General features: G+C 74.0%; 8 protein-coding genes and 1 pseudogene. 6 read left to right on the forward strand and 3 right to left on the reverse strand.

Annotated features, from left to right (window positions below):
- Positions 1-242 precede the first annotated feature (242 nt).
- The 4 genes from CXR04_RS14905 to CXR04_RS14920 all read left to right on the forward strand — a co-directional run bounded on the left by CXR04_RS14905 (position 243) and on the right by CXR04_RS14920 (position 6551).
- Positions 243-1808 (forward strand): arylsulfotransferase family protein, encoded by a 1566-nt coding sequence (locus tag CXR04_RS14905; RefSeq protein WP_234380229.1) that lies wholly within the window; start codon positions 243-245, stop codon positions 1806-1808.
- A gap of 42 nt (positions 1809-1850) precedes the next feature.
- Complete coding sequence (locus tag CXR04_RS14910; RefSeq protein ID WP_101422650.1) at positions 1851-2894, forward strand: type III polyketide synthase; 1044 nt, start codon at positions 1851-1853, stop codon at positions 2892-2894.
- 38 nt (positions 2895-2932) lie between these two features.
- On the forward strand, positions 2933-3592 hold the full coding sequence (locus CXR04_RS14915) for a sulfotransferase family protein (RefSeq protein ID WP_101422652.1): 660 nt from the start codon (positions 2933-2935) through the stop codon (positions 3590-3592).
- Between the two features lie 2506 nt (positions 3593-6098).
- Positions 6099-6551 (forward strand): NUDIX domain-containing protein, encoded by a 453-nt coding sequence (locus CXR04_RS14920; protein ID WP_101422654.1) that lies wholly within the window; start codon positions 6099-6101, stop codon positions 6549-6551.
- Positions 6552-6623: 72 nt separating this feature from the next.
- On the opposite strand, the gene CXR04_RS14925 is transcribed toward CXR04_RS14920, so the two are convergent.
- Together CXR04_RS14925 and CXR04_RS35875 are read right to left on the reverse strand one after the other, a co-directional pair.
- Entirely contained in the window at positions 6624-6824 is a 201-nt protein-coding gene (locus CXR04_RS14925) for a hypothetical protein (protein ID WP_101422656.1), read from the reverse strand.
- A gap of 93 nt (positions 6825-6917) precedes the next feature.
- Positions 6918-7262 (reverse strand): annotated as a pseudogene (locus tag CXR04_RS35875) (ATP-binding protein); the annotation flags it as partial.
- A gap of 29 nt (positions 7263-7291) precedes the next feature.
- Here CXR04_RS35875 and CXR04_RS35880 point away from each other — a divergent pair.
- Together CXR04_RS35880 and CXR04_RS14940 are read left to right on the forward strand one after the other, a co-directional pair.
- Positions 7292-7396: a DUF397 domain-containing protein gene (locus CXR04_RS35880; RefSeq protein ID WP_159072324.1), complete on the forward strand. Its 105-nt coding sequence runs from the start codon at positions 7292-7294 to the stop codon at positions 7394-7396.
- 185 nt (positions 7397-7581) lie between these two features.
- Complete coding sequence (locus CXR04_RS14940; protein WP_101422662.1) at positions 7582-9657, forward strand: HelD family protein; 2076 nt, start codon at positions 7582-7584, stop codon at positions 9655-9657.
- A 77-nt stretch (positions 9658-9734) separates the two neighbouring features.
- Here the strand turns inward: CXR04_RS14940 and CXR04_RS14945 are convergent, their stop codons facing one another.
- Positions 9735-11570 carry a serine/threonine-protein kinase gene (locus CXR04_RS14945; RefSeq protein WP_101422663.1) on the reverse strand — a complete coding sequence of 612 codons (1836 nt, stop codon included), beginning with the start codon at positions 11568-11570 and terminating at the stop codon, positions 9735-9737.
- Positions 11571-11605 lie beyond the last annotated feature (35 nt).

Raw genomic sequence — 11605 nt, forward strand, 5'->3', positions numbered from 1 at the left:
GTCACCGCCGGTCGGCTAGAACGTAGGACGCCCAAGATCGCCCGTACGCCCCCTGCGGCAACGGCGTCCAACTGCTCAACGGCCCTGGTCAGCATGCCTTTGCGGCGTCACCACGCTGTAACCGCGCGCTTGTTACAACGTTTGAGCAAGATCGCTGATCAAGCAGCCACGCGGCGCCACCACCTTGCCGTACGACGGCCGCTCAGCGCTCCGGACCCTCCACCCGACGGGAGACCCTACGGATGACCCGTTTACCCCGTACGTACGCCACGTTCATGCTCTGCGGAGTCACGGTCGCCGCACTCACCGCGGCGGCCCCGGCCCCCGGCGCCGCCGCCCGGCCCGCCGCCGGCTCCGGCCCGGCCTCTGACGGCGCAGCCGCCGACGGCACCGACGCCGCCCCCGGCTCCGCCGCCCCCGGCGCAGCCGCCGACCAGGCCGCCGCCGTCGACGGCGAGGACCCGCCCGGGCTCGACGTGCTCAAGCGCGGCCAGGGCATGGCCCCCGGCCTCCTCTTCCTCACCCCCCAGGGCCGCCACGAGACGCCCCGCGGCCCCCAGATCGTCGACGACCGCGGCCGCCCGGTCTGGTACCACCGGATCCCCGCCGGCTTCGTCGCCGCCGACTTCCAGGTCCAGGAGTACCGCGGCAAGAAGGTGCTCACCTGGTGGGAAGGCGAAAGCTCCCCCACCGGCACGGGCTCGGGCACCGGATATATCGCCGACGAGAACTACGACATCATCGCCACCGTCAAGACTCCCGACGCGGGCGAGCGCACCGACTTCCACGAGTTCCGCCTCACCCCCGACGGCACGGCCCTGATCCTCAGCTACCGCGACGAGCCGTACGACCTCACCCCCGTCGGCGGACCCGAAGACGGTCAGGTCCTCGACTACGTCGTGCAGGAGATCGACATCGCCACCGGCGAAAAGGTCATGGACTGGCACAGCCTCGACCACATCCCGATCACCGACTCCGACCGCCGCTTCGACCCCGGCATGCCAGGCCCTTTTCCGTACATGCACCTCAACGCCGTCAGCCTCGACCACGACGGCAACCTCCTCTTCTCCGGCCGCGAGACCAGCACCATCTACAAGGTCGACCGCGAGACCGGCGAGGTCATCTGGCGGCTCGGCGGCAAGCGCAGCGACTTCCGCCTCGGCGCCGGCGCCCGCACCATCGGCCAGCACAACATCGAGCCCGCCGGCGAGAACACGTACCGCGTCTTCGACAACCAGAACATGGGCAGCCCCGGCTACGAGTCGCGGGTGGCGTGGCTGCGTATCGACGAGCAGCAGATGACCGCCGAGCTCGTACGCCAGCAGGTCCACCCGGACCGGCTGACGACCGGACTGGAGGGCAACAGCCAGGCGCTGCCCAACGGCAACACCTTCGTGAGCTGGGGCTCCCCTTCCGGCCGCATCTCCGAGTTCTCGCCCTCCGGCCAACTGGTCTTCGACAGCACGCTGCCGGAGGACATCAGCAGTTACCGCGGCTATCGCGCCCCCTGGAAGAGCACCCCCGACACCGCCCCCGAGGCCGAGGTGAACGACGCGGTCACCGCCGTCGACGCCGTGTGGAACGGCGCGACGGAGGTCGAGGGCTGGCGGGTACTCGGCGGCGAGACGCAGTCGCGGCTGCGCCCCGTGGCGCGCGCCGGGTGGAAGGGGCTCGACACCGAAGTGCAACTGCCGCCCGAGGCCCGCGACATCGACTACGTGAAGGTCCAGGCGCTCGACGCGCGCGGCCGGGTCCTCGGGTCCTCGCCGGTCGAGGCCGTGGAGCCCGCCGCATCCCCCCACCACTGACAGAAGGCCGCCGACGCCTCGCACAGTCAGGAGAAGAACACGATGTCCGAAGCGCGGATCGTGGCTGTCACGTTCCGGACCCCACCGCTGGTCAAGATGGAAGAGTTCGCCAACCTCGTCGCCGCGGAACCCGGAGGCGACACGGTCGCCCAGGTCATCCGGAACTCGGCGATCACCACCAAGGGCATGGCCGTGAACGCCCTGCTGGAAGACCCCCGCCGCTGGACCACGCGCCGGCGGATGGACCGCAGCCTCGCCGAGGCCCGCCACCTCGGCCGCACCACCGTCATCGCGGCGCTCGCCGAGGCCGGCCTGCGCCCGGAGGACGTGGGGCTGTTCGCCACCGTCACCACGACCACCCACTCCGCCCCCGGCCTCGACGCCCTCGCCCCGGAACTCGGGCTGCGCCCGGACGTCGAGACGCTGTCCCTCGGCCCGATGGGCTGCTATGCGGCCGTGCCGGCGGTGTCCGCGTGCGCGCACTGGGTCGCGGCCAAGCGGCGCCCGGCGGTACTGCTCGCGGTCGACCTCTTCTCGCCGCACGTGCAGCCGCCCCCGTACGACAAGGAACAGGCCGTCGTCCTCACGCTGTTCGGCGACGGCGCCGCGGCGGTGGTGCTGCTGCCGCCGGAGGCGGGTGAGCCCGGCGGCGTCGAGGTCGTCGACTCCGAACAGCTCACCGCGCCGGCCTACGCGGACGACCTCCAGGTGCACATGGGCGACAACGGGCTGCGTATCAGGCTCAAGCCGTCCATGCCGGACGTCGTCGCGGGCTCCGTCGCGATTCCGGCGCGGGCGCTGCTCGCCAGGCACGGGGTCCGCTGGTCCGACGTCGCGTGGTGGGCCGTCCACCCGGGCGGCCGGCGCATCCTCGACCGGGTCGACGAGGCGCTGGGCCTGCCGGAGCGGTCGATGGCCACGGCGCGGGAGGTGATGCGGGAGTACGGCAACACCGCGGCCCCGGCGGTGCTGGCGGTGCTGCGCCGGCTGCAGACGACGCGGCCGCTGGCGGCGGGTGAGCACGGGGTGGTGCTGGCGTGCGGCCCGGGAGCGACGGTCTGGGCGCTGCTGCTGCGCGGCGCGTAGGGACAACGTAGGACGTCGGAAACCGAAAGGAGAAGGTGATGCTGGAAGTCATCGGCGCGGGAGTCGGCCGTACGGGAACGCTGTCGCTCAAGACGGCGCTGGAACGGCTGGGCTTCGGCCCGTGTCACCACATGCTGGGCCTCTTCGAGGACCCGGAGCAGATCCCGATGTGGGAGGCGGCGTCGCGCGGCGAGTCCGTGGCCTGGCACCAGGTGTACGCACGGTACGGCTCGACGGTGGACTGGCCGGGCGCCCGCTTCTGGCGGGAGATAGCGGGGGCGTTCCCCGAGGCGAAGGTGGTGCTGACGGTACGGGACCCGGAGAGCTGGTACGCGAGCGCGGCGAGCAGCATCTACGCCACGGCGGTGGCCCCGCCCCCGCCGGACGTGGGCGAGGGCTTCGTACGGCTTCGGGACATGTCGCTTGAGGTGATCTGGGACGGCGTGTTCGACGGCCGGTTCACGGAGAAGGAGCACGCGCTGAAGGTCTTCGCGGAGCACGAGGCGGCGGTGCGGGAGGAGATACCCGCGGACCGGTTGCTGGTGTTCCGGGTGAGCGAGGGCTGGGAGCCGCTGTGCGACTTCCTGGGAGTGCCGGTGCCGGACGAACCGTTCCCGAGGAGCAACGAGCGGGGCAGGTTCGTGGACGAGGTGAGGGAGCGCAGCGGGGCGGCAGGCGGGGGAGACGCCGCGGGGTGAGACGGAACGGCGGGACGCGGCGGGGGTGATACTCCTCCGATCACCGCGACGCGACCGCGGCGGCAGGGGCCCGGAGGGCATTGCTCTTCGGGCCTCTGCCGGTTTGGGGGGAGGGCGGGGCTGCCGGGGGGTACGGGGGGCGGGCAAGTCGGGGGGAGGGGACGGCGGAGCGGGACCGGGGGGCCGGGGGCGGGAGACCCGGGGGCTGGGGGGACCCGGGGGCTGGGGGAACCCGGGGGCGGCGGCAGAGCCCGAGCCCGGTGGCGGCGGAGCCGTGGGACGGCGGAGCCCGAGCCGGGGGCGGGAGAGTAGGGGGGCGGGCCGGAGCCGGGCGGGCGAGCCGGCGGCGGGGCGGCGCCCAGAGCGGGGCCGGAGTCGGGGGGCGGAGCCGGGGGGCGGAGTCGGCCGACCGCTGCCGCCGAGGGAGCCGCGGACGTGGGCCGGCCCACCGGGCCGGGGCGCTGCCCGATCACGGATTGCCCCAGGTAGGCGGGGGGCCGGAGTCGGGGCGTGTGTTCTCGTATTCGAGCCGCACGGACGGGGGTTTGGAGCATTGGGCCCCCCTCGGACGGAGACCGGCTCGCACGACAACCGAGGTCCGGCCCAGCGGCGATGATCCGAATCAATCGGCGACAGGCCCTCGCCCAGCCGGAACCGAGCCAGAAGCCGGGACCGCGATGACCGGATCGCCCGATGGCGCCACCCGGACGGAGATTCGGGGCCGTAACTCGCGGTAACCCACCCCAAAATCATCCCAAATCGCCCACCAGACCAGACTTTCGCCCACCCGCGCGCACCCACTGGGCCCAGGCAGTCCCGAGCGAATGCAACCGAGAGAAACTCGCAGCAACACCTCCACCGAACCAGGACAAATCACCCCCACGGGCTGACTTTCGCCCATCGACGCACACCCCGCCGCCCGCAGGCCCGGCAGCCGCCGTTGGCGGCTCCCGGGCGGAGGGATTGGGTCGTAACTCGCGGTAGCACCCCCGGATCCGGCCCGAATCGGGCCCCGGAACCCGACTTTCGCTCAGTGGCACGCACGCACCGCCACCCCGACGCCGCTCCCCGAAGCGGATCTCCCCCACGGACGCGGGTCACGCCAGCCCCGTACGACGCTGCCCACCTGCGGATGGCCCGGGCCCGCCCCCGTGCAATGCTCCAATGCCTCAGCCCCGTACTCCGCCCACCCCGCGAACCACCCCCGGCCTCGACCCCGTAGTCCGCCCAGCCCCGCGAACACCCCCCGGCCCGGGCCCCGCACGCCCCGAGGACACCGCAACGGCCCTGCCCCGGCCCGGGGTTCCGCTCCCTGCCCGCCGGGCGCATCAGCGACGGAGCGCAGCCGTCTCCGGCTCCCGCCCCCGTCCAGCGGGGACTTCGGCGACGAGGCCCGGCCCGCCTCCGGCCCTCCCACGTCGGCCGCAGGCAACGGCGATCAGGGCAGATCCAGCACCCGGCAGCCCGCCCTCCGTCGCCCGGGCGCGTCGGCGATCAGGGCAGACCCACCGGCCGGTCGCCCGCCCCGCGTCCGCCGGGAACCTCGGCGCTCGGGGAAGACCCGGCGTCCGGCGGCCCGGCCCCGGTCCGGCGGGGGCATGGGCGATCGGGCCCGGCCGCTCCGTCTTCCCACGTCGGCCGGGACCTCGGCGAGCGGGGAGGGCCCGGCGCCCGGTAGCCGCCGCCCCGTCGGCGGGGCACGGCATCCGTAGTGGAGCGTTAGGGTGCCCGCTCCCTCCGGGCCACCCATAGCCGCCGGTCTTTTACGGGCCGGGGTGCGGTGTCAGGGGTGGGGCGAAGCCCCATCGCGAAGCGACGTCCCTGGAGCGAAGCGGAAGGGACGCCCTTGACACCGGACGCAGGCCCGCACACTCAGGAGTGGGGTGGCCCGGGGGGAGCCCCAACGACACGGCCACTCCCCTCACCGACACCCCCGTACACCGGCCCACCCCACGCACCACCGCCACCCCGACGCCGTACCCCCGCACCCGCCCCGCACTGACACGACGTACCAGCTCAGCGGCCTGTAGCCCCCCGCGTTGTCACAGGAGGCGCATACCCTTGGGCGGGCGTGAGGGGAGATGGCGTGAGGGGAGATGGCGTGAGGGGAGATGGGGGGTCGGCGCGCCCTCGGGGCGCTCGCTCGGGCGGGTATTCCGGGTGCCGGTCCCCCCGGACTGCGGTGTCTCGCGGGCCCGCTGCGCGGAGGCCGGGTGTGCCGAGACGCGGGGACAGGGACGCCCGGTGCGCCGAGACACGGAAACACGGACGCCCGGTGTGCCGAGACGCGGGGACAGGGACGCCCGGTGCGCCGAGACGCGGGGACACGGACGCACGGTGCGCCGAGACACGGAAACACGGACGCCCATTGCGTGAAGCGCGGCAGCGCGGGTTCAGACGGCGACACTTGGGCCGGGGTAGGCCGGTGGCGCCCCGGCGTTGAGAGCGTTGCTCTGGTGCCCTGGGCTGCCGAGTCGTTCCGGCTGCCCGTCCCTGGAGGTCTTCCGTGTACGTCGTCAACGTCTGTGTCGCCCTGCGGCGCCGTGATCAGTGGCTGTTGATCGTCCGCCACCCCGACCTGGGCCACGCCGGTGGGACCCTCGCCGTCCCCGGCGGCAAAGTAGAGGCGGCCGCCGGCCCATCCGACAGTGACGACGTCCTCGAAGCCACCGCCCGGCGCGAGACAGCCGAAGAGGTCGGCGTCGATCTCACCGGCGTCCCGCTCCACTACGCGGAGAGCACCTTCTTCGTCTCCGACACCGGCAACCCCGTCGTGAACGTCCTCTTCGCCGCCCACCTCCCCGAGAACGCAGCCCCCCACCCCGCCGCACCGGCCGAGGTATCCGAGGTCCTGTGGCGTACGCAGCCGGAAGTCGAGGCCACCGCGGGCTGCCCGCCCTGGACCGTGCAGAACATTCGCCGGGCGGCGGCAGCCCTGGGTCCCGCCCAGCCGCTGTGAGGCCACACCGGCTGTCCCGCTCACACCCGCCCCAGGTCTCCGGCCGATTCATGCCTCTGGCCCGGGTCCCCGTCAGCGGTCGGCGTACTCCCCCAGGACGACCACCGACACCACCGCACCGCCGAATGCCGTGACCGCGCGCCACGCCGTGTGCAGGTGGTGCCTCGTCGCACGCACGGCCACCGTCGCGATGTGCGGGCTGTCGGGCTGCGGGGCGTCGGTGGCCCGCCGGCTGTCTGCCCCGCGCGGCGGGGCGATGGAAGCGCTGCTCATGTTTCCAGCGTGCCGCGGATCACCTGCGAAAACCTCGGCCCGCGGGCGGAACCCCACCGCCCCGGATCTACGACCCAAGGGCCAGCCGCACCCCTACGGAAGTCTCAGGGTTCCCCCGACTTCCTCGTCCCGCGCCTCCTGCGGCACCCGCGTCGGCTCCAGCGTCGCCCGTACGGTCTTGCCGACGCATTCGCGCGGGAACCACGACAGCTCCGCCCCCAGCCCCCGCGCCAGGAACAGCCCCCTCCCCCGCTCGTCCTCCGGCCCCGGCGGCGATGCCTCCGGCCTCCGCGGCGGCTGCGTCGTCTGGGGGTCCGATACGTCGATCACCAGCGAACCGTCCTCCCGTACGGCCAGCCGCACCCGCACCCGGCGCCCGACCTGCCGCCCGTACTGGATCGCGTTCGTCACCAACTCCGACACCACCAGCGCCGCGTCCTGCGCATCCCCACCCCACCACCGTCCCCGTGCGCGATTCGAAAGACCCCCGCGGCCCGCGCCTGGCCTTCACCCCCGCCGCATGGGACGCCTTCGTCGCCGCCGTCAAGCGCGAGGAGTTCCCCGGCCGCTAGCCGCCGGGGGCGATGCCCCCGGTGAAATTCGTTGGACCGGCCCGCCCCCCGGCCCGTAAGCTCGCGCGTCTGCCCCCGCCTCACCGGCTGTTTTCGCGCGCCGGGAGTGCCGCCTGCCGGTCGGAAACCGGCGGCCTACGCCACGCCCGTGACCGGGCCGCCAGCCGCCGGAGGCTTGTACCACCATGTCCGACCCCACCGCTACCACCACCGGGACGACCCCCGCCCCCCTCCTCCGCGAGCGCGCCCACCTCGCCGCGTCCCGTAGCGCCCTGCGTGACATGCGCGCCGACGCCGAGGCGCTGGACATCGCCGACGTGACCGCGAACTGGGTCAACGCCGAGGTCCTCCAGTCCGAGATCGACCTGCGGATCAAGGCTCTCGCCGACCTCGCCGACACCCCGCTCTTCTTCGGGCGCCTCGACTACTCCCACGCCCCCGGCGCGGAGATGGCCGAAGGGGACCCCGGGGAGAACTTCTACATCGGGCGGCGGCACGTGCACGACGCCGACGGGGACCCGATGGTGATCGACTGGCGGGCGCCGGTCTCGCAGCCGTTCTACCGGGCGTCGAAGAAGGACCCCATGGACGTCTCCCTCCGCCGCCGGTTCGGGTACGACCGCGGGGAGATCACGGCGTACGAGGACGAGCATCTGACCGACCCGGCCGAGGCGGCGAAGTCGAGCGCCCTCCTCCAGCGGGAGATCGAGCGGCCGCGCGTCGGGCCGATGCGGGACATCGTGGCGACGATCCAGCCCGAGCAGGACGAGATCGTCCGGGCGGAGATCGGCGGGACCGTGTGCGTGCAGGGGGCGCCGGGGACGGGGAAGACGGCGGTGGGGCTGCACCGGGTTGCGTATCTGCTGTACGCGCACCGGGAGCGGCTGGCGCGTACGGGGACGCTGGTGATCGGGCCGAACGACTCCTTCCTGCGGTACATCGAGCAGGTGCTGCCGACGCTGGGCGAGCTGGACGTCAAGCAGGCGACGGTGGCCGAGCTGGTCGCGCACGTGGAGGTGCGCGGGGCCGATCCGGCGCCGGTGGCGCGGCTCAAGGGCGACGCGCGGATGGCGGAGGTGCTGCGGCGGGCGGTGCGGGCCGGGGTGACGATGCCGGTGGAGCCGGTCGTGGTGGTGCGCGGGTCGCGGCGGTGGCGGGTGCCCGCGTACGAGGTGGAGGAGCTGGTACGGGAGCTGCTCGCGCGGGACATCCGCTACGGCTCGGCGCGGGAGGCGCTGCCGCAGCGGATCGCGCACGCCGTGCTCGTCCGGATGGAGCGGGCCGGTGAGGCGCCGGACGACCGGGTGCAGGACGCGGTGGCGCGGAACGCGGTGGTGAAGGCGGCGGTCAAGGAGATCTGGCCGGCGGTGGATCCGGTGAAGCTGGTGCTGCGGCTGCTGTCGGATGCCGACTTCCTTGCCGCGCACGCGGAGGGGGTTCTCGACGCGGACGAGCAGCGGCTGCTCCTGTGGGAGAAGGCGCCGCGGGGGGTGCGGTCGGCGCGGTGGTCGGCGGCGGACGCGGTGCTGATCGACGAGGCGCGGGACGTGGTGGAGCGGACGCCGTCGCTGGGGCACGTGGTGCTGGACGAGGCGCAGGACCTGTCGCCGATGCAGTACCGGGCGGTGGGGCGGCGGTGTTCGACCGGATCGGCGACCGTCCTGGGGGACATCGCGCAGGGGACGACGCCGTGGGCGACGGAGAGCTGGGCGGTCGCCCTCGCGCACCTGGGGAAGCCGGACGCGGCGGTGGAGGAGCTGACGCAGGGCTTCCGGGTGCCGCGGGAGGTCATCGCGTACGCGTCGCGGCTGCTGCCGTCGATCGCGCCGGGGCTGGCGGAGGCGACGTCGATCCGCGAGTCGGCGGGGGACCTGGCGGTACGGGCGCTGCCGCGGGCGGCGCTGGACGGCTCGGTGGCGGAGGCGTGCGGGTCGGTGCTGCGGAGCCGGGAGGGCTCGGTGGGGCTGATCGCGGCGGACGGGCGGGTGGCCGCGCTGGGGGCAGCGCTGGCGGCGGCGGGGCTGCCGTTCCTGGCGCCGGGTGAGGAGACGACGTCGGAGGCGCGGCTGACGCTGGTGCCCGCGTCGCTGGCGAAGGGCCTGGAGTACGACTACGTCGTCCTGGACGACCCGGCGACGATCGTCGCGGCGGAGCCGGACGTACGGACGGGGCTGCGGCGGCTGTACGTCTGCCTGACGCGGGCGGTGTCGGGGCTGACGGTGCTGCACGCGGAGCCGCTGCCGGCGGAGCTGGCGGCGTGAGGGCGCCGTAGCCCGCTGAACGTGCGGGGGCACACGCCGCGGCCGTCGCCGCCGGGTGCGGTGCGTCCCGCGGGGGCTCAGCTCGCCATGGAGCGGCTGGTGATCTTGCCGTCGAGGTTCGCACGGAGCATCGCGCTGCCGACCTCGCCGGTCGCGTACACCGAGAGATACGGGCCGTCGGAATCCACGTCCACGCTGATGTGGCTGACCTTCGCCGGTGGCCGCAGCTCCAGCTCGGTCTCCGCCACCTTGATCAGCCGGGGCAGCGCATCCCAGTTGACGTCGGCGACGTCGAACGACGCGCGACCGTTCATCAGCCCCACGCTCTGCCCCTTGACCCCCTTGCCCTCCCGGTAGTCGAAGGCGTCGTACACCTCCCCGTCCGCCGACACCGCGTAGATGTCGGCGTAATCCCGGTACAGGGTGCAGGTGATGGCCTTCGTCGTGCCCATGGCCTCGTCCATGGCGCGCACGACTCTGCGGGCGCCGGCGGGGGTTTGCAGGTTCTCCTTCTTCGGCTCCTCGGAGGGTGAGGAAGAGGTGGAGGGGCTGGGAGTGGTGCTCGGGGTGGACGCCCCGGGGCCGTTGCCGGTGGCGCCGGGCGACTTGTCGTCGTCGAGGAGGTCGGGGAGGACGGTCCAGCCGGCCACGGCGATGACGAGGACGGCGAGCGTGGACGGTACGACGCGCCAGCGGCGGGAGCGGGGGCCGGCGGGACGGGGCAGGACCGTGGAAGCGGCCACCGCGGCGCCGCCGCGGTCGTCGCCGTCGCCGTCCGTGCCGCCGCCGTCCGCACCGCCGCTCGCCGCACCGCCGGTCGTCTTGCCGGTCGACGCACCGCCCCTCGTCTCGCCGCCGCCCGGCCCGACGCCTGATTCGGCACCGCCGGACTCACCGCCGGACCCGGCACCGCCCGCGCCCGGTTCGGTGCCACCGCCCGCCGCCGGCGCCTCGGCGTCCCGGCGCCGGGACGTGCCCAGTCCCACCGTCCCCGTGCCCGGCTCCCCCGCCGGGGCCTCCACCGCCCCCGCCCCCGCCGGCCGCACCACCGGACCGCCCGGGACGGTCCGTACGCGCTCGCCCGTGGCCTCCGCCAGCAGCAGGTCCAGCATCTCGGCGTCGGGCCGGGCGGTCACGTCCTTGACGAGGACCGACCGCAGTACGGGCGTGAGGGCGCCCGCCCTGCGGGGCTCCGGAACGTCCTCCTCCAGGATCGCGGCCAGCGTCGCGAGGGTGGAGCCGCGGTGCATGGGGTGGTGGCCCTCGACGGCGACGTAGAGCATCATCGCCAGCGACCAGAGGTCCGAGGAGGGGTCGTCGTCGCGGCCGCGGAGGCGTTCGGGGGCCATGTAGTCGGGAGAGCCGACGAGTTCGCCCGTGTTGGTGAGGTTGGTGGCCTCGCGGACGGCGGCGATGCCGAAGTCGGTGAGGACGGGGGTCCCGTCGGCACGCAGGAGTACGTTGCCGGGCTTGACGTCCCGGTGCAGGATGCCCGCTTCGTGCGCGGCCCGGAGGGCGCGCAGCACACCGCGGCCGAGTTCCGCGGTCTCGGTGGGGGTGCAGGTGCCGCGGTCGAGGCGGTCTTGCAGGGACCCGCCGGGGACCAGCTCCATCACGAGCCAGGGGTGGGCCACTTCTTCACTGCTGACGATGTGGTGGATGGTGACGACGTTGGGGTGGCTGAGCTGGGCGAGCGACACGGCCTCGCGCAGGACGCGGGCACGCAGCATGTCGGCGGCGTCGGGCCGCAGCCGCAGCAACTCCGGATCGGGCGGCCGGACTTCCTTCAGCGCGACGTCCCGCTCCAGGAGGACGTCACGCGCCCGCCAGACGAGCCCCATTCCCCCGCCGCCGAGCCGCTCCAGCAGCTCGAACCGGCCGTCTATGAGATTCCCTTCGGCCCCCACCACCATAGGTCGAACAGTACGACAACAGCCGCCCTCCCGCG

Source organism: Streptomyces sp. CMB-StM0423, from assembly GCF_002847285.1.
Lineage (GTDB): Bacteria > Actinomycetota > Actinomycetes > Streptomycetales > Streptomycetaceae > Streptomyces.

Coding starts and splice junctions, on each gene's coding strand:
- CXR04_RS14905 (WP_234380229.1), top strand. CDS start 243: ATGACCCGTTTACCCCGTACGTACGCCACGTTCATGCTCTGCGGAGTC.
- CXR04_RS14910 (WP_101422650.1), top strand. CDS start 1,851: ATGTCCGAAGCGCGGATCGTGGCTGTCACGTTCCGGACCCCACCGCTG.
- CXR04_RS14915 (WP_101422652.1), top strand. CDS start 2,933: ATGCTGGAAGTCATCGGCGCGGGAGTCGGCCGTACGGGAACGCTGTCG.
- CXR04_RS14925 (WP_101422656.1), bottom strand. CDS start 6,824: ATGAGCAGCGCTTCCATCGCCCCGCCGCGCGGGGCAGACAGCCGGCGG.
- CXR04_RS14940 (WP_101422662.1), top strand. CDS start 7,582: ATGTCCGACCCCACCGCTACCACCACCGGGACGACCCCCGCCCCCCTC.
- CXR04_RS14945 (WP_101422663.1), bottom strand. CDS start 11,570: ATGGTGGTGGGGGCCGAAGGGAATCTCATAGACGGCCGGTTCGAGCTG.